This is a genomic window from Acidovorax sp. (genome assembly GCF_022763525.1).
Lineage (GTDB): Bacteria > Pseudomonadota > Gammaproteobacteria > Burkholderiales > Burkholderiaceae_C > Acidovorax.
The window spans coordinates 1-23,479 of sequence record NZ_JALEGG010000166.1 but is presented as its reverse complement, the minus strand read 5'-3'; the positions used below and the strand labels follow the sequence as shown (position 1 = coordinate 23,479).

The window sequence follows — 23,479 nt, the reverse complement described above, 5'->3', positions numbered from 1 at the left end:
GCCGCGCCGCTGCGCCGGCCACCGAAGCTGCGCCCCGCACCAGCCCGTCACAAGCCGGAGACCCGCCATGAAGATGAAAGTTGCCGCGATCCAGATGGTGTCCTGCACCCGCCCCGACGACAACCTGCGCGACGCGCGCGCTTTGCTGGAGCAGGCCGCGCAGGGCGGGGCCGAGCTGGCCGTGTTGCCCGAATATTTCTGTGTGATGGGCCACCAGGACACCGACAAGCTCGCCCTGCGCGAGACGCCGGGCGAAGGCCGGATGCAGCAGTTCCTGGCGCGTGCGGCGCGCGAGCTGCAGATGTGGGTGGTGGGCGGCACCCTGCCCCTGGCGGCTACCGCGCCTGAGCGCGTGCGCAACACCACCCTGGTGTTCAATCCCGGCGGTGAATGCGTGGCCCGATACGACAAGATCCACCTGTTCTACTTCGACAACGGACGCGAGCAGTTTCACGAGGGCCGGGTGATCGAGGCGGGCGATGTGCCCGTGCAGTTCGACCTGCCTTCGCGCAGCGGCCACCGCTGGCGCGTGGGGTTGTCGGTGTGCTACGACCTGCGTTTTCCGGAGCTGTACCGCGCGCATGCCAGGGCCGGTGCCGACCTGCTGCTGGTGCCCAGTGCCTTCACGCACACCACCGGCCGGGCGCACTGGGAGGTGCTGCTGCGCGCGCGCGCCGTGGAAAACCTGGCCTACGTGCTCGCACCCGCGCAAGGCGGCGTGCACGAAAACGGGCGCCGCACCTGGGGCCACAGCATGCTGGTGGACCCCTGGGGGACCATCCTGGCCCAGCAGGACGAGAGTGCGGGCGTGGTCAGCGGCGAGATCGATCCGGAGCGGCTGCGCGCCGTGCGCCTGCAACTGCCCGCCCTGTCGCACCGCGTGTTGCCATGAGGCCGCATCCCCTGGGAGATCGTGAGCAGGCTCTTGGGCACGCCGGGCCTGGCCGGGGCGGCAAAAGGTGCCAGGAATGAAGTTCAGCCTCCACACCCTCGTCAGGCGCTGGCGGGGCGCATGGCGCCGCTGGTCGCTGTGGACGCTGCTGGTGGTACTGGTGGTCGCCATGCTGGGCACTATGGTGTGGCTCGCTGGGCGCTATGAGGCCAGCCAGGTGCAGACCTTGCTGGAACGCGATACGGCCGATGCCGTGGCGGACATCCGCGTCGCGCTGACCCGCAATCTCCAGAGCCTCCAGGCCCTGCACGCGAGCGAGCCCGGCGACCTGGCTTGGGAGGTCGATGCCGCCGAGCTGCTGCGCAACCGGCGGGAGCTGGTGCGCCTCGAGTGGCGCGATGCACAACTGCGGGTGCGCAACTACGCACAGTCGCCCTACCGCCCCGTGGCGTGGGACGCCCGGCTGCGCGAGGGCAGCCAGTCCGACGCCGCCCTGGCCTGCGCCACGGCGCGCCGCATGAGCAGCCCGGCGTACTCCACCAGCTACTTCCAGCCGCACGGCGACGGGTTGGGCTCGGAGATGATGGAGCTGTGCATGCCCTTGAGCGCCGGAGGGCGCACCACGGGCTTTCTCGTGGCCACGTATTCGCTGCGGGACGTGTTGGTCAACCTCGTGGCACCGACGCTCACGCGCAGCCAGGAAGCCTCGTTCACCGAAGCGGACGGAACCCGGCTGGCGGTGCTGGGCGCTTCGCGCCGGGGCTCGCGCATGTTCACGGCAAAGCAGCTGCTGGACCTGCCGGGTACCACCCTGGTGCTGCGCATGGACTCGTGGCACACGGCCCCGAGCGTCTTTCCGAACGTGCTCACGGCGCTGGTCACGGCCATGTCGATCGCCCTGATCACGGTCATGGTGGTGCTGGTGCGCGACAACCGCCGGCGCCTGCGCGCCGAGCGCGACCTGGCCGATGCGCTCGCCTTCCGCAAGGCCATGGAGGACTCGCTGGTCACCGGTCTGCGCGCCCGCGACCTGCAGGGGCGCATCACCTACGTCAACCCTGCGTTTTGCGACATGGTGGGCTTCAGCGCGCAGGAGCTGCTGGGCCAGAGCGTGAACGCCCCCTACTGGCCGCCTGAGCGGGTGGAGGAATACCGCCAGCGACAGGCCACCCGCTTTGCGGGCACCATGCCCCCGCGCGAAGGTTTCGAGTCGGAATTCATGCGCAAGGACGGCACGCGCTTCCCAGTGCTCATCATCGAGGCACCGCTCATCAACGCGCAGGGCCTGCACACGGGTTGGATGAGTGCATTCCTCGACATCAGCGAGCAGCGCCGAGTGGAAGAGCTCTCGCGTGCCTCGCAGGAGCGCCTGCAGGCCACCGCCCGGCTTGCCACCGTGGGCGAAATGGCCTCGCTGCTCAGCCACGAGCTCAACCAGCCGCTGGCCGCCATCTCCAGCTATGCCACCGGCTCCATCAATCTGCTGGAGGCGCCGCCTCTCGCACCGGCTGGCGATGCCCCCGCCGCCACGGCCGCCCAGTCCGAGCAGTTGCAGGACGTGCGCATGGCCATGCAGCAGATCGCGCGCCAGGCCGAGCGGGCGGGCAAGGTCATCAAAAGCGTCCACGACTTCGTGCGCCGGCGCGACCAGGCTCGCGAGGCCGTCCATGCGCAGCAGTTGCTTGACGCCATCCTGCCGCTGGTGAGCCTGCAGGCCCGCAAGCTGGGCGTGCGCGTGGAGACGTCCGTCGAGTCCAGCCTCCCGCCGGTGCTGTGCGACCGCACGATGGTGGAGCAGGTGCTGCTCAACTTGGCGCGCAATGCCATGCAGGCCATGGACGACCCGTCCATTCCCCGGCGCGTGCTGGAGATCCGCGCGCGGCGCGCCGCCTCGAACCAGCACAGTGGCTGGGTGGAGTTTGCGGTGGGCGACGTGGGCACAGGCATTCCCGCCGAAGTCGCGGAGCGGCTGTTCACGCCGTTCTTCACCACGCGCCGCGAGGGCATGGGGCTGGGCTTGAGCATGTGCCGCACGGTGATCGAGCAGCACGGAGGTTTTCTCGGGTTCACCCCTCGGGAGCCGCGTGGTACCGTGTTTACCTTCACCTTGCCCGTGGCTTCTTCCAACCCCATCACGCCTTGAACGACCGCGCGGCGCAACGTACAACACTGAACCGATATGGAGCCCATCACCAACGCCACCGTGTACATCGTGGACGACGACGCCAGCGTGCGGGAGGCACTGGCTTGGCTTTTGCGCTCGCGCAGGTTGCTGAGCGAGTCGTTTGACAGCGCCGAGGCATTTGACGCCATGCTCCAGCGCCGCCCGGCGCAACGCCAGCCCTGCTGCCTGCTGCTGGACGTGCGCATGCCCGGCATGAGCGGGCTCGCGCTGTTCGACCTGCTGGCCGTGCGGGGCGATCTGGCCACGATGCCGGTGATCTTTCTCACCGGGCATGCCGATGTGCCGACAGCCGTGGACACGGTCAAGCGCGGTGCATTCGATTTCTGCGAAAAACCGTTTTCCGACAATGCGCTGGTGGATCGCGTCGAACAGGCGCTGGCCCGGTCCGCAGAAAGCCTGGCGCAATTGCGCGAGCGCAGCGACCTGCAGGTGCGCCTCGGCGACCTCACGGACCGCGAACGTGACGTGATGGACCTGGTGGTGGCCGGCCTGCCCAACAAGCTGATTGCCGACCAGCTGGACATCAGCGTGCGGACGGTGGAGGTCCACCGCTCGCGCGTGTTCGACAAGATGCAGGTGAAGTCGGCCGTGGAACTGGCCAACCTTTTGAGGACAGGCAAGTAGGCGCGGTGGCAAGCGACGCGACGGCCGTCCCCCTCGGCGTGAGCCGTTCACGCTGAGCGCTGTGCAAGCGCTGCGCAGGGCTTCGACAGGCGCAGCCCGAAGGGTTTGTCATGGGGTGGGTGCCGGCCGATCTGTCGGCAGCGCGGGCTGGATTGCTCACCACGCAGCCCAAGTTCACGGCATCCTAAGGCGCAGGAGTTTTATCCCCGCGGCCGTTCGCCCACGAAGATCTCCACCCGGCGGTTGCGGGCGCGTCCGTCATTGGTGTCGTTGCTGGCAATGGGGTAGCGCGAGCCCATGCCATCGATGGCGATGCGGCGCCCGTCCACACCGCGCGACACCAGGTAGCTGCGCGTGCTGGCGGCGCGGTCCACCGACAGCGGGTTGTTGATGGCATCGCTGCCCGTGCTGTCGGTGTGGCCCACGATGCGCACCTCGGCGTCGGGGTTGTTGCGCAGGCCGGCGGCGAACTGGTCCAGCACGGGCGCAAAGTTGGGCTGGATGTCCGAACGGCCCACGGCGAACGAGATGTCGCTGGGAATGTTGAGCATGAGCCGGTTGTCGGCCGTCTGCGTCACGGCCACGCCGGTGCCCTGGGTGGCGCGCTCCATCTCGCGCTTCTGGCGCTCCATGTTCTGCGACCAGATGTAGGTGCCCAGAGCGCCCACACCCGCGCCCACCACGGCACCCGTGCCGGCGCTGCCGCCGGTGGCCGATCCGATCACGGCGCCTGCCACGGCCCCCACGCCCGCGCCCGTGGCGGTGCGGCGCTGGGTATCGTCCATACCGGCGCAGCCGGTGGCCAGAACGATCACGGCGGCGGTGCCCAGAAGAATGTGTTTGCGCATGCGGTGCTCCTTCAAAAAATTGCAAAGAGCTGGGCGGCGGCGATGACCAGGGTTTCCCGGCTTGTGGCGAAGGCTCTCTTCAGAGCGTTGCTGGCGCCTCGCCCAACTGCCGCCCATCGTGCGCATTCGGGGGATGCGGCGCCATCGGCGCAGCAGCACGCTGGGTGTAGGACAGTGCCTGACCAGACCCCGTAGCGCGCGGTTACGGCGAAGGTGCCGGCGGCGCAGGAGGTGAAGGCGGATCCTGGGGGTCGCCGCAAGGGCTGGAGGCGGGCGGTTGCTGCAGTTCGCCGTGCTTTCGCCCCGAAAACATCGTCCACCACACGATGCCCACCAGCAGGACCAGCGCCAGCAGCGCTTCAAGCAAAATCAGACCCATGAAATTGACACTCCTGCGCGCTGTGGGAACGGCGCTGATTGTAGGAACGCTGGCCGCCTGCTCCACCCCCCCCGCCCCAAGCCCCTCTCGCCCGGGGGTGATGCCGCCCCCGCTGCCCTCGACCGGCGCCGTCGTGCTGCCCGGTGATACCGGCCCGCTCCCGCCGCCGATGGCACAAGCCAAGAGCCGCTGGATCCCCGTGCGCTGGGCCGAGTTGCCCGGCTTCACACAGGACGCGCTGCACGAAGCCTGGAATGCCTGGATCAAGAGTTGCGAACGCCCCCAGCCCCCGTTCACCGCGCTGTGCGGCGAGGTGCGCCAGCTGAGCATTGCCACGGCCGACGAGCAGCGCGCCTGGCTCATCGCCCGCCTGCAGCCCTACCGCATCGAGTCGCTCGATGGCAATCCGGAGGGGCTGCTCACTGCCTACTATGAACCCATGATGGAAGGCGCGCGCCAGCCGGGCAATGGCTTCACCATCCCCGTCTACCGCCCGCCCGCGATGCTGGGTGCGCGCAAGCCCTGGTACACGCGCCAGCAAATCGAAACGCTCCCCGAAGCCCAGGCGGCGCTGGCCGGCCGTGCCATCGCCTGGCTGCGCGACCCCGTCGAATCGATGGTGCTGCACATCCAGGGCTCGGGCCGCCTGCGCATCACGGAGGCCGACGGGTCGGTATCGCTGGTGCGCGTGGCCTATGCGGGTACCAACGACCAGCCCTACGGCAGCATTGGCCGCTGGCTGCTCGATCAGGGCTACACACGCGACGCCACCTGGCCCGGCATCCGCGCCTGGCTGGCGGCCAACCCGCAGCGCACCAACGAGCTGATGTGGACCAACCCGCGCTATGTGTTCTTCCGCGAGGAACCCCTTTCCGGACTGGACGCCGAATTCGGCCCCAAGGGCGCCCAGGGCGTGCCGCTCACGCCCGGCCGGTCCATCGCGGTGGACCGCCAGAGCATCCCGTACGGCACGCCGGTGTGGCTTGCCTCCAGCGGGCCGCAGGTGCAGCTCAGCCGCATGGTGCTGGCCCAGGACACGGGCAGTGCCATCCTGGGGGCCGTGCGCGCGGACTTCTTCACAGGCTGGGGTCCGGAGGCGGGCGACATTGCGGGCCGGCTGAAGCAGACCCTGCGGCTGTGGGCGCTGTGGCCCCGGCAGTGAATCTTAGTGTTTTCGGGATCCAGCGCTTTCCAGGAAAGCGCTGGCAGCTACAAAAAATGTAGTAAAGCCGTAGCGTCGTTCGCCAAACCTCAAGGGCACGCCGCCCGGCTTGCCTCGGTTTCCACCCGGCTCGCAGTGGTCGCGGCCACCGACACCTTCGGGGGCGGCACCGTGACCGTGCGCAGGCGATCCCCCTCCACGTGGTACTCGTACTCGCGCGTCGTGCCGACCATCTCGGTCTTGAAGGTGCTGCCGGCCATGGTGGCCGCATAGACCTGCGGGCGCACGATGCGGTAGCGGTAGGTGGTTGTGGCCACACCGTTGGACGACGTCTTGCACGTGGATTCGAACTGCTCGTCCTTGAACTGCAAGGTGCAGCGGCCCGAGATGTCTTCGGCCTTCTCTCCATCGGGGGTGGTCAGCACGATCTTGGCGGCGCGCCAGCAGCCGAGCAAGGCGGGGTCGGGCGCGGCGGCGTGGGTGAGGGAGGCCGCCGCCGCAAAGGCGAGGAGGGCAAAACGCAGGGAAATCGGCATGCAGGGTGGGCAAGCCCGCGACGGGGCGCTTTCAGGCTGGGGAGGTTGCGATGGTAGGCGAAGCGCCCGTGTGCAGGGGCCGGGGCTACTCCACCGCCCATCGCGTCACCCGCGGCGGCGCATCCGCCACATGGAACGCCAGCTTGCGGTCGCGCAACGCCACGTCCGAGGCGGTCACTCGGTCAAACCGCCGCAAGTGCTCGGTCCACGACTCATCTTCGATGCGCTCCACATACCGCGCAGGCTGGCTGATGTCATGCAGCAGTTGCCAGCCCAACGCGCCCTGGCGCAGCCGGCTCCTGCGGCTTTCCTGCATCACGGCGCGGAATTCAGGGGCGCGGGCCGGGTCGATGAAGTACTCGATGGTGACCACCACATGGCCTGCTTGCGGCGGGGACTCGGCCACGGGCGCCTTGAAGGCGCGCGAGGGGCTCAGGTCCTCCTCCATGCTGCGGTCGGCCACCAGGCGCTGCACCAGCAGCATGGCCACCACGCCGGTGGCGGCGGCAATGCCCAGGCTCACATGCACATCGGTGACCGTGGCCACCTGGCCCCACACGGCGGCGCCCAGCGCGGTGGCGCCCATGATGGACATCTGGTAGATGGACATGCCGCGCGCCCGCACCCAGTTGGGCAGCGCGAGCTGGGCAGATACCGACAGCGAGTTGGCCGTGGTGATCCACGCCATGCCCGCCACGAACATCGCGGGCACGGCCACGTACACATTGGGCGCCACGGCCATCACGCCCGTGGCGGCGGCCTGCAGCGCCGTGCCGCGTATCACCAGCACATCGCGCGCCATGGCCTGGCGCAGGCGCGGCAGGAACATGGCCGCCGTGATGGCGCCCGCGCCCATGCTGGCCAGCAGCAATGTGAAGGTGCCCGCGCCGCCGCCTTCGAGCCCCTTGGCGAGCAGCGGCAGCAGGGCCAGCAGCGCGGTGGCGTGCAGAAAGAAGATGGAGATGCGCCACAGCACAGCCCGCATGCGCGGCGACTGGCGCACAAACTGCAGGCCCACGCGCATGGCGCTGGTCAGCTTTTCGCGCCCCAGCGGGCTGGGCGTGTGCACCCGCTTCCAGCGCATGATGGTGAAGCCGGAAATGAGGGACAGCACGGCGTTGAGCACAAACACCCAGGCACTGCCCGCGCTGGCGATGATGGCGCCCGCCAGCAGAGGGCCGATGATGCGCGAGGCGTTCATGGCCACCCCGTTGAGTGCCAGCGCGGCGGGCAGCTGCGGGCGGCTGACCAGCTCGGGCACGATGGCCGCAAACACCGGCCAGCGCATGGCCAGGCCAATGCCGTTGGCAAAGGTCAGCGCCAGCAGCAGCGGCGCCGTCATGCCCCCGGCCAGGATGGCCACACACAGCACCAGCGCCACGGCAGCCACCCAGAACTGCGTGGCGATGAAGTAACGGCGCCGGTCCAGGATGTCGGCCAGCGCACCGCTGGGCAGGCCGAGCAGGAACACCGGCAGCGTGGAAGCGGTCTGCACCAGCGCCACCAGCACGGGCGAGGTAGTGAGCGTGGTCATGAGCCAGGCGGCCGCCACGTCGTTCATCCACATGCAGGTGTTGGCCGCCACCCAGGTGAGCCAGAGCATGCGGAACACGGGCACCGACAAGGGCGCAAACGGTGAGAGCGAAGCCGCCTGGTTCAGCGCCGCGCTGTCCCCCAACTGGGCGGCGACGGACTCTTCGGTGCCATGCGCCAGATCCGCACGCGCGGCACGGTCTGCAGCCGCATCGCTTTGCGGCGGGGCGCCCGGGCTCAAGTCCGGGGCATCAGGGGAGGGCGGGGGCGCAACGCTGCGCGTGCTTTCGTGGGACGGCAATGGCGGCATGTCTGCGCATTGTGCGACGGTTGGCGCGGCCGTGGTGGCTCAGCGTCAAATAGCCCGCTGCGGCCTGCGCCAAACGGGCCATCACCGGCGCCGCGCTTCGTCATGGGGCATCGGTCGGCGCAGCCAGGGCCTGAGCGTCCGCCTCTTTGGTTTGCCGCAGCAGCAGCCAGGCCATGAGCCCGAGTGCCGCCACGCCCGCCAGCAGCACGCCCCACAACACGGCGCTGCGCGTGGAGATACCGCCGCTGGCCGCCGCAGCGGGCACCTGCGCGCCGTCTGCGGGCTTGCCGCCGGTGATGTCGGCCCGGGCCACATCGGCCAGCGCCACGGGCAGCTGGTTCTCCTGCGCGGGCTGGTAGCCCGGCACCAGGCTGGCCAGGGGCAGGAAGGCGCTGGCCGCCGCCGTGGCCCCGGGCAGCCCTGCCGCCAGCGTGAAGGGCCCCTGTCCGCTGGCCAAGAACACCAGCTGCGCGGGCTCGAACTGCAGCGCCAAAGCGGGCGCGGCAGCAAAACCGGGGGTCTTGGGGTCGGCTTCGATCTTGATCTCGCGCACTGAGATGCTGCCCAGCTCCACGGGCCCGCTGGCCTGTTCCTTGCCGCCGGTTGCCATCTTGTAGACCACGGCACTGGCCAGTGGCGACCAAGGCTGCTCGCGGTGGTTGCGGCCCAGCACGCGCACCGGAATCAGCACATTGCTGCCGGGCGGCGTGATGGCGAGCGCGGCGACCGGCGTGGCAAACGGCAGCGCCAACACTAGCTCGCGCGGGTTGGCCAGGGCGGGCGCGGCCATGCTGGCGCTGACGCGCTCGCGAGGGCCCGTTTTGGACGAGGTAGCCAGCGTGGCGCCACGCAGGGTCACGGCAGCGTCGCCCCAGGTCACGCGCAGGTAGTGGCCCTTCAGGTCGGCGCGCTGCAGGTCGATCTGCTCGTTGCCCAGGCGGCCTGGTGCAGTGGGCGCCGCTGCAGCGTCGGCACGGTAAAGCACGGTCTCGGCCAGTGGCTGCCAATGTTTGAGGTCCTTGCTGGCCTGCACCCGGAACGTCACGGGCTGGCCCGCAGGCAGATCCACGTCCAGGGCCATGCGGGCCACGGGCAGCTGCACATTCCGCGCGTCGAGCAGCGCGCCGCGCACGGCTTGCGGAGTGGCGGGGCCTGCCGTGGTGGTCGTGGCGGCGGTGTCGATCTGCACCACACGCTGGCCCTGGCGCTCCTCGATGCGCAGCGACAGGCCTTCCAGCCCGGCCGTGCCAGTGCTCGCGGCGCCCAGGATGGGATAGGCGGTCAAGGTCACCGATTCCTCGGGCGCGCTGGCCGCCGCCACACCGGCCAGGGCCATCGGCACGGGCTGGCCCGCGCCGTTGAAGAGGCGCACATCGGCATAGCCCGGGCTTTGCAGGCGCACCAGCACCTCGGCGGGCAGCATCACGCGCTGCAGCGGCGCATCGGCCGCGAGCGTGACGGGGATGCGGATGGCGTAGGCCGCAGGGCTGCTGGCATCGGCCGCCGCCTGGGCCACACCGGCGCACAGGGACAGGGCGGCTGCGGCCAGCACCAGGGGCAGGTTCAGGGCGACAGGCTTCTTCATGGCAGTGTTTCTGGTTGCGATGGCGCCAGCGGTGGCGCAGCAGGCTCCGCAGGGGCGGCTGCCTTGGGTGGCGACTTCGGAGGTAGAGGCGCAAAGTAGCCCACCACCAGCATCAGCACACCCACGGCGATGAAGGCAATGATGCGTTCGGCCCCCCCCGCGTTGGACAGATCGATCAGCAGCAGCTTGACCACCACCACGCCCAGCAGGCCCGCGCCCACCAGCCACAGCGGCCGCTGCACGCGGCGGTGTGCCAGCACCATCAGGCTGAGCGCCAGCAGCGTCCACAGGATGGCGTAGCCGGTCTGCACCACAAAGCTGTTGAACAGCGCCGAGGCGTCCCAGCGCACGCCGAAGAAGTGGTGGGCCACGCGCAGCCACACGGTGTTGATCACGATGAACGCGAGCAGCGCCAAGGCCACCAGCGCATGGCGCCCGGTGACCCCGCCCGAGCGGGCCGGGGGCGGCAGCGCTGCAAGCAGCACGCGCCGCCAGAACACCAGGCCGCCCAGCGCGAGCGCCAGGGTCAGGTCGGTGGGGTTGAGCAGCGGGATGTAGGGCAGCGGCGCCGTGTGGCCCGACGAATGCACGGCGGCCAGCAGCGCGCCCCCGAACACCAGCAGCGCCAAGGGCAGGGCGGCCAGCCAGTAGTAGGCCTCGGCATGCGGGTTCAGCGGCCAGCGCAGCGCCGCGCGTGCCGCAGGCAGGTTGCCACGGCCCGCCCAGACCGCGAGCAGCATCAGCACCGCAATCGCGCTGACCAGCAGGACCACACCGGCCCACGAGGTGCGCCACAGCTCGGCCTTGCCAATGCCGGACCAGAGGCAGTCGGCCAGCAGCAAGGTCACCAGCCAGGCCGTGGCGGCGTGGAACCAGCCGAAGCGCGACGCGCTGTGGGCGGACGGGCCCTCAGTGCCCGCCGCCTGCCAGCGATCGGTCTGCCACAGCATCCACCCATGCAGCGCCAGCACGAGGGGCCACACGGCCCAGGCGGGGGTGCTCAACACACGGTGGCCGTCCACCACCTGCGCCACGAACCCCAGCGCCAGCACGCCGATGGTGGCGCGCGCGGGCCAAGTGGCCACGGCCCAGCGCGTGCGCAGGCCGAGCAGCATCGACAGGGCCGCACTGAGCACCACGGCCAGCATGCCCAGCAGTTCGGCAACGCGGTCCGAGAACACCGGGACGGGCCACTGGCCCTGCTCCAGGCCGGGCACACGCCGCGTGATCTCCAGCCACCAGGCCAGGCACCAGAAGACAAAGCCGTAGAGGTAGGCCGGGTTGGGCAACAGCACCTCCACCCTGGCATAGCCCTGGGCCCAGGCTGAACCGCTGTGGGGCAGCGGCTGGCGCAGCCACCAGGCCAGCAGCAGCGCGGGCAGCGCAATCAGCATCGCACCCAGGAAGGCCGGGTTGGCCAGCGGCAGGGGCGCGACCTGCAGGCCCCCGCTGTCCACGCCACCCATGAACGCCAGCATGGCCACGACCTGCAGCACCAGGCCAAAGGCACGCGGCATCCAGCGCGCCTGACGCATGCCGACCCAGAAGGCGCCCGCGCCTTCGAGCGCCCACACTGCCGAGGTCCACTGCGCATCCAGCGCCAGCGGCACGGCCAGCGTGGCAAAACCCACGCCGATGGCGATAAAACACTCGGTGAGCAGGCGCCAGCTCGCTTGCGTGCGGCGCGCCAGCATGGTCGCGGTCAGCAGGTAGACCGCAGCAAAGGCCAGTGCCGAGAAGGCCGCGCCCAGCTCAAACGGCTGCACCAGCCCGGCCTGCAGGCCAAAGCCCACCAGCGGCGTGCCGAAGACCAGCATGCTGTCCACCGTCTTGCCCAGCTTCGTCGGCGTGTTGCGGGCGTAGAGGATGGCGGTGAATAGGTAGATCAGCACAAAGCCCGCGAGGAAGGGCTGCGTGCTGGCGTAGTGATCGGGTACATATTTGAGCGCCCCCCAGGCCGTGGCCACGCCAAAGGTGGCGACAAAACCCACCACGTTGAGCACGCGCCAGGAGCGCTTGTGGGCGATGAAGAGAATCGCCAGGTTCAGCAGGGTGTAGTAGCTGAACAGGCCCACGTGGCTGCCCTGGCCGGTGGACAGCAGGATGGGCGCCGCAAAGCCCCCGGCGAACGCCGCCACCGCGAGCGCGCGCGAATCCTGCAGCAGCGCCAGCGCACAGCTGGCCGCGCAGACCGCGATCATCAGCCCGAAGGCCCAGAACGGCGGCAGCAGCCCATAGAGCCGGAAGGCCGCAAACACGGTGAGGTACATCACCGCCACGCCGCCGCCCTGCAGGGCCAGCGCAAAGCCGGGTTTGTCGGTGCGCTTGCGGAACCCCACCCCCAGCAGCGCAATGCCCATCGCTGCAACCGCCGCCAGGCGGAACTCGACCGGCAGCAGCCCGGCCGAGGCGGCGTAGCGCGCAAGGAAGGACAGGCCGATGAACAGGATCACCAGGCCCACGCGCACGATGGTGTTGCCGCCCAGGAGCCAGTTCTTGGCCGCGAGCACGGCCAGCTCGACGGGGTTGGGCTGCGCGGGCTGGGCAATCTTGCGGGGCTCAAAGGGCGCGGCAGGCGCATCCGTGCGGGCGGCCACCGGGGCCGACGCCGTGGCCAACTCCGGGATACGCGGCAGGCCTTGGGGCGTGAGTTCGCCGGTCCAGAAAGTGTCGTCCACATCCCGGGGATCGTCGCTGGTGGTGGGCCGTGGAGGGGGTGCGTGTGGCACAGGCGCGGCCGCCACAGGCCGGTCTTCGGCAACCGGCGCGGCCTGCGGTGCCCGCGCGGGCTGGGCGGTGGCTCTGGCGGCGTGCGCCTGCAGCTCGGTGCGGATGGCCGAGCGGATCGCCCAGCGCAGCGACAGCCCGGCGAAAAAGCCCAGAATGCCGCCCACAAACGGCCCGAAGTCGCCGTAGCCGCCGAACCACGAGCCCAGCACCGCGCCCCAGAAAATGCCCCAGATGATCATGCCGCCCTCGCCCTCTTTATTAGGCTCCGGTCGGCAGGCCCTGGGGCTGTGCGCGAAGGAAGCCGTCGTATTGGTAGACCCACCGGCAACCGCTCGCGCAGCCACCTTGCAAACCAACACCCCGGTCAGGGACGCGAGGTGCAGGGCCTTGCAGGCGCGTGGCGGAGAGAGTGCGTGCGGCAGCTTGGCAGCCCCGCTGTGGTTCCGCAGGCTTATACAGCACACCCTGCGCAGGAACCATGCCCTAACGCCTTGTTACCTTGCCGCGCATCCGGCGACATGGCGCCCCTCGCTTCGGGGTAGATGCCCGTTCTATCCGGATTTCAGGTCCAAACCGGCTCTTCCGCTCTTCCGTCAAGCGCCAATAGCTATCAATAAAATAGCAATCATCCTTTGACCCGCGCCAGGTGCGTGAGGGGCAATGCCGCGCTGGCCTTCACCTCGCCCAGCGAGAAGCTGGTGTGCATGTCTTTCACGTTGGGCAGGTTCAGCAGCACGTCGCGCGCGAACTGCGAGAAGCTGTCCAGGTCGCGCGCCACCACCTGCAGTTCGAAGGTGCCGGTGCCGCTGATGTAGTGGCACGACACGACCTCGGGGATCTGGCGAATGGCTTCCTCCATCTTGCGTGTGAGGTTGCCGGTGCTGCGGTCGGCATCGAGCCGCACAAAGGCCAGCACCCCCAGGCCGATCTTGTGCCGGTCGATCTCGGCGCGGTAGCCCTTGATGAAGCCTTGCTCTTCCAGCGCCCGCACGCGGCGCCAGCAGGGCGCGGCCGACAGGCCCACGCGCTGGGCCAGCTCGGCATTCGTCAGGCGGGCGTCAGCCTGCAGCTCGTTAAGGATGGCGATATCGAATTTGTCGAGAGTGTTCACAAAGCGGCCAAATTGAGAAAGATCCTTTCTCAGAATAGCCTAAACACGGCACAGAACGCAAAGACATATCAGCGGTGCAGACATACACTTCTCCCACACTAGTGCCGCAGCCCTAAACGGGCCGCGTTGTGCTGCCCCACCGTGCCCACAAGGCGCGGCCCCACAAAAAAGCCATTGGAGACATAGCCATGAATGCACCGCTGCCCGAACACATCCGCAAGGCCCTAGAGACCGTCACGCTCGACGACAAATACGCACTCAATAGTGGCCGTGCTTTTATGAGCGGCGTGCAGGCCCTGGTGCGCCTGCCCATGCTGCAGCGCCAGCGCGACGCGGTGGCCGGGCTGAACACGGCAGGTTTCATCAGCGGCTACCGGGGCTCCCCGCTGGGCACGTATGACCAGGCCCTGTGGGCGGCCAAGAAGCACCTGGCGGCCAACCACATCGTCTTTCAGCCCGGCGTGAACGAGGAGCTGGGTGCCACGGCCGTGTGGGGCACGCAGCAGCTGGACCTCTACCCCGAGAAGAAGAAGTACGACGGCGTCTTCGGCATCTGGTACGGCAAGGGGCCGGGCGTGGACCGCTGCTCCGACGTGTTCAAGCACGCCAACATGGCGGGCACCGCCAAGCACGGCGGCGTGATCGCCATCGCGGGCGACGACCACATCAGCAAGAGCAGCACGGCCGCCCACCAGAGCGACCACATCTTCAAGGCCTGCGGCACGCCGGTGTTCTTCCCGAGCAGCGTGCAGGAGATCCTGGACATGGGCCTGCACGCTTTTGCCATGAGCCGCTTCTCCGGCGTGTGGTCGGGCATGAAGACCATCCAGGAGGTGGTGGAGTCCTCCAGCAGCATCAACATCGACCCCGACCGCGTGAAGATCATCCTGCCCGAGGACTTTGTGATGCCGCCCGGCGGCCTGCACATCCGCTGGCCCGACGCGCCGCTGGAGCAGGAAGCGCGCCTCATGGACTACAAGTGGTACGCGGCCCTGGCGTACATCCGCGCCAACAAGCTCAACTACAACGTGGTGCAAGGCCCGCAGGACCGCTTCGGCATCATCGCCAGCGGCAAGGCCTACAACGACATGCGCCAAGCCCTGGTGGACCTGGGCCTGGATGACGACACCTGCCGTGCGCTGGGCATCCGCGTGCACAAGGTCAACGTGGTGTGGCCGCTCGAAGCCACCATCACGCGCGACTTTGCCCAGGGCCTGCAAGAGATCCTGGTGGTGGAAGAAAAGCGTCAGGTCATCGAGTACCAGCTCAAGGAAGAGCTGTACAACTGGCGCCCCGATGTGCGCCCCAATGTGCTGGGCAAGTTCGACGAGCCCGAGGGCGATGCGACGGGCGGCGAGTGGAGCATGCCCAACCCCAGCCAGAACTGGCTGCTGCGCGCCAAGGCAGACCTCACGCCGGCCATCATCGCCAAGGCGATCGCCAAGCGCCTGAAGAAGCTGGGCGTTCCCGGCGACGTCATTGCCCGCATGGATGCGCGCCTGGCCGTCATCGAGGCCGCCGAGCGCGGCATGGCCGAGCTGAAGGTGGACACGGGCGACCGGACCCCCTGGTTCTGCAGCGGCTGCCCGCACAACACCAGCACCCGCGTGCCCGAAGGCTCGCGCGCCGTGGCCGGCATCGGCTGCCACTACATGGTCAACTGGATGCCCGACCGCCGCACCAGCACCTTCACCCAGATGGGCGGCGAGGGCGTGACCTGGGTGGGCCAGCAGCCCTTCACCACCGAGCCCCACATCTTTGCCAACCTGGGCGACGGCACTTACTTCCACAGCGGCATCCTGGCCATTCGCCAGAGCATCGCGGCGGGTACCAACATCACCTACAAGGTGCTCTACAACGACGCCGTGGCGATGACCGGCGGCCAGACCGTGGGCGAACGGCCCGAGGGCCACTCTGTGCTGCAGATCATGAACAGCCTGAAGTCCGAAGGCGTGGCCAAGCTCGTGATCGTGACGGACGAGCCGTTCAAGTACGACGGCGTGGCGCTGGCGGACGGCGTGACGGTGCACCACCGTGACGAGCTGGACCGCATCCAGCGCGAGTTCCGCGAAATCCACGGCACCACGGTCATCATCTACGACCAGACCTGCGCCACCGAAAAGCGCCGCCGCCGCAAGCGCGGCACGTTGGCCACGCCCGACAAGACCGTGGTCATCAACGAGCTGGTGTGCGAGGGCTGCGGCGACTGCTCGACCAAGTCCAATTGCCTGAGCGTGGAGCCGGTGGAGACGGAATTCGGCCGCAAGCGCCGCATCAACCAGAGCACCTGCAACAAGGATTACTCCTGCGTGAACGGCTTCTGCCCGAGCTTTGTGACGGTGGAAGGCGGCAAGCTCAAGAAGCCCAAGAAGGAAAAGAAGGGCGACCTGTCGGCGCTGCCCTCCATCCCTGAACCCGTGCTGCCGGTGGCCGAAACCGCCTGGGGCATCGTGGTCGGCGGGGTGGGCGGCACGGGCGTGATCACCATCGGCTCGCTGCTGGGCATGGCCGCGCACCTGGACGGCAAGGGCGTGATCACGCAGGACGCCGGGGGCCTGGCGCAAAAGGGCGGCGCCACCTGGAGCCACATCCAGATCGCCAACCGGCCCGAGGCCATCTACACCACCAAGGTCGACACCGCCAAGGCCGACCTCGTGATCGGCTGCGACGCCATCGTGGCCGCGCACAAGTACACGCTGGCCGTGATGCAGCCGGGCCGCACCTTCGTGGCGCTGAACACGCACAGCACGCCCACGGCGTCGTTCGTGAACAACCCCGACTGGCAGTTCCCGGGCGCCAACTGCGACAGCGCCATCGCCACCGCCGTGGGCGCGGGCGGCGTGGGCAGCTTTGACGCCGAGCAGGTCGCCACGCAGCTCCTGGGCGACAGCATCTACACCAACCCGCTGATGCTGGGCTACGCCTGGCAAAAGGGCCGCGTGCCGCTGACCTACGCATCGCTGATGCGCGCGATGGAGCTCAACGGCGTGCAGGTGGACAACAACAAGGCTGCGTTCGAATGGGGCCGCCGCTGCGCGCACGATCTGGCGGCCGTGCAGGCGCTCTTCCAGGCCGCGCAGGTGATCCAGTTCATGAAGAAGCCTTCGCTGACCGAAATGGTCGCCAAGCGCGTGGAGTTCCTCACCGGTTACCAGAACACGGCCTATGCCGCCGAGTACCAGGCCTTTGTCGAGAAGGTGAAGGCGGCAGAAGCCAAGCTGGGGACCAGCACCAAGCTCTCCGAGGCCGTGGCCCGCTACCTGTTCAAGCTCATGGCCTACAAGGACGAGTACGAGGTGGCGCGCCTGCACACCGACAAAGCCTTCACGGACAAGATTGCGGGCATGTTCGAAGGCGACTACAAGCTGGTCCATCACCTGGCCCCGCCTCTGACGGCCAGGAAGAACGACAAGGGCGAGCTGATCAAGCAGCCCTTCGGCCCGTGGATGCGCAGCGCGTTCGGCCTGCTGGCCAAGATGAAGGGCTTGCGCGGCACGGCGCTAGATGTGTTCGGCAAGACCGAGGAGCGCCGCATGGAACGAGCCCTGATCGCCCAGTACCGCGCCTGCATCGAGGAGCTGCTGGCCGGCCTGACTGCCGACAACCTGGCCCTGGCCGTGGAGATCGCCCGCATCCCCGAAGAGATCCGCGGCTACGGCCATGTGAAGGAGCGCCACCTGAACGTGGCGCGCCCGAAATGGGATGGCCTGATGGCCCAGTGGCGCGGTGGCCCTGCCGCCCAGGCGCGGCGTCAGGCGGCGTGAAGACGCCTGCGTCCCCCGTATGCACCCAAGGCCTGCGCATGGCGCAGGCCTTTTGCTATTAATTAGATAGCTTGTCGCGCTTGTTGGACGGGCGCTAGAGGTCAATTTGGCTCTAAGTCTGCGCAGGGTGCTGGCGTGCCAGCCCTGCGGCAAACACCCGCGCCCCCTTGGGTTTTCGCCCCTTGGGACGTTGACAGGGCGCCGCATACAATGCCCTGTTCCGCCTGGCGGGCGCCCATGCGCCTGCCGCTGGCGGTTTTTTGTGTATCTTGCCCATCCGTTGTGGAGTTCCACCCGTGTTTATTTCTTCTGCTTTTGCCCAAACCGCACCCGCTGCTGCCGCTGGTGGCGGCGACATGATGTCCACGCTCACCGGCATGCTGCCGCTGGTGCTGATGTTCGTGGTGCTGTACTTCGTCATGATCCGGCCCCAGATGAAGCGCCAGAAAGAGCACCGCGCCATGATCGACGCGCTGGCCAAGGGCGACGAAGTGGCCACGGCTGGCGGCATCGTCGGCAAGGTCACCCGCCTGTCGGAAGGCTTCCTGCACGTCGAAATTGCCAACAATGTGGAAGTGCAGATCCAGCGCAGCGCCGTGGTGCAAGTGCTTCCCAAGGGCACGGTGAAGTGAAGAGGAACAACCCCCTGAGCGGCTGTGCCGCTTCCCCCTTGGCTCGTCGTGCTGCGCGTGCCGGGAAGGGGGCGACGCCCGTGCCCTGGCAGAGCCAGTTCCACGGCGTCCGCTGGCATGAGGGGATCGGCGCACGTAGCGCCTGAAATACTGAGGTAAGAGCGCGATCATGAACCGTTATCCGGTCTGGAAGTACGCGATCCTGGTGATCGTGCTGCTGGTGGGGGCTTTGTACACCCTGCCCAACTTTTTCGGCGAAGCGCCTGCGGTACAGGTGTCGTCCGCCAAGGCCACCATGAAGGTGGACGCTGCCCTGCAGGAGCGGGTGGAAGAGGCGCTCAAGGCTGCGGGCGTCACGCCCGACTTCGTGGCGCTCGAGGGCAATTCGGTGCGTGCGCGCTTCGATACGCCCGACAACCAGCTGAAGGCCAAAGATGCGCTGCAAAAGGCGCTGGTACCCGATGCCAACGACCCGTCCTATATCGTGGCGCTGAATCTGGTGTCGCGCTCGCCTCTGTGGCTCAAGGCGTTGCACGCCAACCCGATGTACCTGGGCCTGGACCTGCGTGGTGGCGTGCACTTCATGCTGCAGGTGGACATGCAAGCGGCGCTCACCAAGAAGGCCGAATCGTATGCCGGCGACATCCGCACGGCACTGCGGGACAAGAGCATCCGCCACGGCGGCATTACCCGCGACGGCCAGGCGATCGACATCAGGATCCGTGACGAGGCCACGATGACGGCCGCCCGTAACCTGATTGCCGATCAGTTCCCGGACCTCGTGGCCACCGTCGCGCCGGAAGGCAGTGAATTCAAGCTGCGCGTTGCCATCAAGCCCGAGGCTACGCGCAAGGTGCAGGAGCAGGCGCTCAAGCAGAACATGGTCACGCTGCACAACCGGATCAATGAACTCGGCGTGGCCGAGCCCGTGATCCAGCAGCAAGGGCTGGACCGCATCGTGGTGCAGCTGCCCGGCGTGCAGGACACGGCTAAGGCCAAGGACATCCTGGGGCGCACGGCCACGCTGGAGGTGCGCATGGTGGACGAGGGCACCGAAGCCCGCGCCGCCGAAACCGGCCGCGGCCCCGTGCCCTTCGGCTCCGAACGCTATCTGGAGCGCAGCGGCCAGCCCGTGATCGTGAAGAAGCAGGTCATCCTGACCGGCGAGAACCTGACCGACGCCCAGCCCGGCTTTGACGGCCAGACGCAGGAGCCCACCGTGAACCTCACGCTGGACGCCAAGGGCTCGCGCATCTTCAAGGACATCACGCGCGAGAACGTGGGCAAGCGCATGGCGATCGTCCTCTTTGAAAAGGGCAAGGGCGAGGTGGTGACGGCCCCCGTGATCCGCAGCGAGATCGGTGGCGGCCGGGTGCAGATCTCCGGCCGCATGACCACGGCCGAAGCCAACGACACCGCCCTGCTGCTGCGCGCCGGTTCGCTGGCTGCGCCTATGGAAATCATCGAGGAATACACCATCGGCCCCAGCCTGGGTGCCGACAACATCGAGCGCGGCATCAACAGCGTGGTCTGGGGCCTCGCGGCCATCGCCGTCTTCATGTGTGTGTATTACATGCTGTTCGGCGTGTTCTCCAGCATCGCGCTGGCGGTGAACGTGCTGTTGCTGGTGTCCATCCTGTCGATGCTGCAGGCAACCCTCACCTTGCCTGGCATCGCCGCCATGGCATTGGCCATCGGCGTCGCCATTGACTCGAACGTGCTGATCAATGAGCGCATCCGCGAGGAGCTTCGCTCGGGCGTGTCGCCACAAGCGGCCATCCATGCAGGCTATGAGCGTGCCTGGGCGACGATTCTCGACTCCAACGTCACGACGCTGATCGCGGGCCTGGCGTTGCTGGCCTTCGGCTCCGGCCCGGTGCGCGGCTTTGCCGTCGTGCACTGCATCGGCATCCTCACCAGCATGTTCTCTGCCGTGTTCTTCTCGCGCGGCCTCGTGAACCTGTGGTACGGCCGCAAGAAGAAGCTCAAGAGCGTGTCGATCGGCACCGTGTGGAAACCAGAGCCCGACACCGCCGTGGCCAAGACGAACTAAGGGATGCAGACCATGGAATTCCGGGTGCCAGCCCCAGTGACGCCGTCACGTGCGGTGGTCCCGGTCATTCCAGCACAAGGATAAGACGCCATGGAATTTTTCCGAATCAGAAAAGACATCCCCTTCATGAAGCACGCGTTGGTGTTCAACGCGATCTCCTTCATCACCTTTGCACTCGCCGTGTTTTTCCTCATCACGCGCGGATTGCACCTGTCGGTGGAGTTCACTGGCGGCACGGTGATGGAAGTGGCCTACACCCAGCCTGCTGAACTCGCCAAGGTGCGCGAGACCGTGACCGGGCTGGGCTACCCCGATGTGCAGGTGCAGAACTTCGGCACGGCGCGGGACGTCATGATCCGCCTGCCTGTGCAGAAGGGCGTGACGTCGGCGCAGCAAAGCGAGCAGGTGCTGGGCGCGCTGAAGGCCGCCGACCCTGAAGTGACGCTGCGGCGCACCGAATTCGTCGGCCCGCAGGTGGGTGAGGAACTGGTGCACGGCGGCCTCATGGCGCTGGCCATGGTGGTGGTTGGCATCGTGATCTACCTGGCTTTCCGCTTCGAGTGGAAGTTCGGCGTGGCGGCCATCATCGCGAACTTGCACGACGTGGTGATCATCCTGGGCTTCTTCGCGTTCTTCCAGTGGGAGTTCTCGCTGTCGGTGCTGGCCGGCGTGCTGGCCGTGCTGGGCTACTCGGTGAACGAATCGGTGGTGATCTTCGACCGGATCCGCGAAGCCTTCCGCAAGTACCGCAAGATGACCACGCACGAGGTCATCGACCATGCCATCACCAGCACGATGAGCCGCACGATCATCACCCACGCCTCCACCGAGGCCATGGTGCTGTCCATGTTCTTCTTTGGTGGCCCCAGCCTGCACTACTTTGCGCTGGCACTGACCATCGGTATCCTGTTCGGTATCTACTCTTCCGTGTTCGTGGCCGCGGCCATTGCCATGTGGCTCGGCGTCAAGCGCGAAGATCTCGTCAAGCCAGCCAAGAAGGAAGGGGATCCGAACGATCCCCATGCCGGAGCCACCGTCTGACCCGCTAATATCAGCCCATGCAGCCCACCCCCTCCTCCGTTCCGCAGCGCCGCCTGGCACGCCAAGCGCGCCAGCGGTTCGTAGAGGGGATTTGCGCAGGGCTGCCGGAACTGGACAAGACGGTCCTGGATTTTTTCACCACGCTGATGACCCAGACGGGCACGGCGAGGGAGATGCAGGCTCACCGCGATGCCTGGATGGTCTACCAGCAAAAGCATGCGGCATGGACAGAGCGCACCGCCAATGCCTGGCGCAACGCGCTGGCACCCCATAGCAGCAGTACCGCAGGAGCGCTCGCGACCAACGGCCCGGGGCTGCAATTCGAGCTGCTGAGCGACGATGTGGTGGAGAACAAGATCCTCGCATCCCGCATGGCCCTCACTGTGAGCGAGCAGGTCAGCCCCCAGTTCGATACGCTGCGCCAGCGCACGCAATCGCTGGAAGGCCAGGAGCTGGACAGCACCGACATCCTGCGTCCCGAAGCTGTCTGTCTGCGCTTGGTGGAGCAGTGGGTCGAAGCGGGGTTGCCGCGCACCGACCTCCAGACGGTGGTGGATCCGCTGCAGCGCGAGCTGGCCAATTTGCTCCAGAAGCAGTACCAGGCCGTCAATGTGTTCTACGTGGAGCAAGGGGTCACGCCCCAGGCTGACCTGAAGTCCCGCGTGCGGCGTACATCCGGTGGCACCGTGACTGCCGGTTCTGGCGCGAGCGCGGCGGGCGGCGCCGCTCCCAACGCAACGGGGCTGGCATCCCAGGCGCTGGCGCAAACGCGCGATGCCATGTCCGCAGCCCGGGCAGGCATGGCCGCTGCGCAAGGCGGGCGGCCTATGGCGGCCCATCCGTCCCGCATGGTTCCTCCGGGCTATCCCCAGCAGGGTGGATTTCCCACAGGGTTCGCTACCGGCATGACCCCGCTGGCGCGGGCTCGCCAGCGTGCCCAGGGCGTGATGGGGCAGTTGCGCCGGCTTCTTACCCAACCTGCCACCGGGTTCGACATGGTCAACGCCCCTCCGGCGTCTGCCGCCCTGGCCCACGCTCTCACGGCGCACCGCGTGCATGCCGACACCTATTACAGCGGTGTCGCCACGCTTGTGGAGGACTACAGCCCCGCGGCGGTGGTTCAGCTGGCGGGCGCCGTGCGTGAGCGTTCGACCGAGTTCAAGAAAAAGGCGTCCACGGCCGGCGAAAAAGCCATCATTGAGGTGGTGGCGCTGATGTTCCAGAGCATTCTTGCCGAGGACCGCATCCCGCCTGCCGTGCGTGTCTGGTTTGCGCGGCTTCAGGTGCCCGTGCTGCGCGTGGCGCTGGCAGAGCCCGAGTTTTTCAGCAATGTCGACCACCCCGCGCGCCAGCTGATCGACCGCATGGGGGCCTGCGTGATGGGCTTTGACGCCACCAGCATCAATGGCAGTGCGCTGGAAGCCGAGATCCGCCGCGTGGTGCAAGTGATCGAGCAATACCCCGAAACCGGGCGCCGCGTGTTCCAGCTGGTCTACGACGAGTTCGAGAAATTCCTGTCCAAGTTCCTGACCGAGAAACAGGCCACCTCCCGCCTGGTCACGGTGGCCCAGCAGGTTGAGCAGAAGGAAACGCTGGCCATTCAGTACACCATCGAACTGCGCACCATGCTGCGCGAGATGCCGGTGCGCGAAGAAATCCGCGAATTCCTGTTCAAGACCTGGGCGGAGGTGTTGGCGTTGTCCGCGGTGCGCGATGGCCCGCAGCATGCGGATACCGTGGCCCTCAAGCGCACCGCCGCTGACCTGGTGTGGGCAGCCAGCGCCAAGCCCAATCGCAGCGACCGAGCTCAGGTCATCCAGAACCTGCCGGGCCTCTTGCAGCGCTTGCGCCAGGGGCTGGCCCTGATGGGGGTGAACGGCGAAGCGCAGGACGCACAGATCAAGGTCCTCACCGATACATTGGCCGACGCCTTCCTGTCCAAGACGGCGTCCATTCCCCAGGCCCACATCGATGCCATGGCCAAGCGGCTGGCCAACCTGGAGGATTTCATTGGCGATGCCGCGCTGGGCGAGATGCCTCTGAACGCCGAAAACATCGAAATGATGCTGGGGATCGACGCTTCGTCCATCCACG

General features: G+C 67.7%; 16 protein-coding genes. 9 read left to right on the top strand and 7 right to left on the bottom strand.

Features of this window, described 5'->3' with window-relative positions:
- Nucleotides 1–73: 73 nt before the first annotated feature.
- From MRY84_RS12925 to MRY84_RS12915, 3 genes are all read left to right on the top strand, one after another.
- Nucleotides 74–892 (top strand): carbon-nitrogen hydrolase family protein, encoded by an 819-nt coding sequence (locus MRY84_RS12925; RefSeq protein WP_291506127.1) that lies wholly within the window; start codon nt 74–76, stop codon nt 890–892.
- Nucleotides 893–968: 76 nt separating this feature from the next.
- Entirely contained in the window at nt 969–3,035 is a 2,067-nt protein-coding gene (locus tag MRY84_RS12920) for a PAS domain S-box protein (protein WP_291506125.1), read from the top strand.
- Between the two features lie 36 nt (nt 3,036–3,071).
- A complete protein-coding gene (locus MRY84_RS12915) occupies nt 3,072–3,701 on the top strand; it encodes a response regulator (protein ID WP_291506124.1) in 630 nt (209 codons plus the stop codon).
- Between the two features lie 200 nt (nt 3,702–3,901).
- Here MRY84_RS12915 and MRY84_RS12910 read toward each other — a convergent pair whose 3' ends face one another.
- Together MRY84_RS12910 and MRY84_RS12905 are read right to left on the bottom strand one after the other, a co-directional pair.
- Entirely contained in the window at nt 3,902–4,549 is a 648-nt protein-coding gene (locus MRY84_RS12910) for an OmpA family protein (protein WP_291506123.1), read from the bottom strand.
- A gap of 202 nt (nt 4,550–4,751) precedes the next feature.
- A complete protein-coding gene (locus MRY84_RS12905; protein WP_291506122.1) occupies nt 4,752–4,928 on the bottom strand; it encodes a hypothetical protein in 177 nt (58 codons plus the stop codon).
- Here MRY84_RS12905 and MRY84_RS12900 point away from each other — a divergent pair.
- Complete coding sequence (locus MRY84_RS12900) at nt 4,861–6,090, top strand: MltA domain-containing protein (protein WP_291506126.1); 1,230 nt, start codon at nt 4,861–4,863, stop codon at nt 6,088–6,090. The genes MRY84_RS12905 and MRY84_RS12900 overlap by 68 nt on opposite strands.
- 89 nt (nt 6,091–6,179) lie before the next feature.
- On the opposite strand, the gene MRY84_RS12895 is transcribed toward MRY84_RS12900, so the two are convergent.
- From MRY84_RS12895 to MRY84_RS12875, 5 genes are all read right to left on the bottom strand, one after another.
- Nucleotides 6,180–6,626, bottom strand: a complete 447-nt coding sequence (locus MRY84_RS12895; protein WP_291506121.1) for a hypothetical protein — start codon at nt 6,624–6,626, stop codon at nt 6,180–6,182.
- Nucleotides 6,627–6,711: 85 nt separating this feature from the next.
- Nucleotides 6,712–8,469 (bottom strand): MFS transporter, encoded by a 1,758-nt coding sequence (locus MRY84_RS12890; RefSeq protein ID WP_291506120.1) that lies wholly within the window; start codon nt 8,467–8,469, stop codon nt 6,712–6,714.
- A 100-nt stretch (nt 8,470–8,569) separates the two neighbouring features.
- Nucleotides 8,570–10,054: a DUF3999 domain-containing protein gene (locus MRY84_RS12885; RefSeq protein ID WP_291506119.1), complete on the bottom strand. Its 1,485-nt coding sequence runs from the start codon at nt 10,052–10,054 to the stop codon at nt 8,570–8,572.
- Nucleotides 10,051–13,023 (bottom strand): DUF2339 domain-containing protein, encoded by a 2,973-nt coding sequence (locus MRY84_RS12880; RefSeq protein WP_291506118.1) that lies wholly within the window; start codon nt 13,021–13,023, stop codon nt 10,051–10,053. The genes MRY84_RS12885 and MRY84_RS12880 overlap by 4 nt, the downstream gene beginning before the upstream one ends.
- 386 nt (nt 13,024–13,409) lie before the next feature.
- Complete coding sequence (locus MRY84_RS12875; RefSeq protein WP_291506117.1) at nt 13,410–13,895, bottom strand: Lrp/AsnC family transcriptional regulator; 486 nt, start codon at nt 13,893–13,895, stop codon at nt 13,410–13,412.
- 188 nt (nt 13,896–14,083) lie between these two features.
- Between MRY84_RS12875 and MRY84_RS12870 the strand changes: the two genes are divergently transcribed.
- The 5 genes from MRY84_RS12870 to MRY84_RS12850 form a co-directional block, all read left to right on the top strand.
- Nucleotides 14,084–17,659, top strand: a complete 3,576-nt coding sequence (locus MRY84_RS12870; RefSeq protein WP_291506116.1) for an indolepyruvate ferredoxin oxidoreductase family protein — start codon at nt 14,084–14,086, stop codon at nt 17,657–17,659.
- Nucleotides 17,660–17,955: 296 nt separating this feature from the next.
- On the top strand, nt 17,956–18,291 hold the full coding sequence (yajC, locus tag MRY84_RS12865; protein WP_291506115.1) for a preprotein translocase subunit YajC: 336 nt from the start codon (nt 17,956–17,958) through the stop codon (nt 18,289–18,291).
- Between the two features lie 169 nt (nt 18,292–18,460).
- On the top strand, nt 18,461–20,344 hold the full coding sequence (gene secD / locus MRY84_RS12860; RefSeq protein WP_291506114.1) for a protein translocase subunit SecD: 1,884 nt from the start codon (nt 18,461–18,463) through the stop codon (nt 20,342–20,344).
- A gap of 90 nt (nt 20,345–20,434) precedes the next feature.
- Complete coding sequence (secF, locus tag MRY84_RS12855) at nt 20,435–21,385, top strand: protein translocase subunit SecF (RefSeq protein WP_291506113.1); 951 nt, start codon at nt 20,435–20,437, stop codon at nt 21,383–21,385.
- Between the two features lie 17 nt (nt 21,386–21,402).
- The coding region (locus MRY84_RS12850) for a DUF1631 family protein (protein WP_291506112.1) at nt 21,403–23,479 on the top strand (2,077 nt) is incomplete at its 3' end.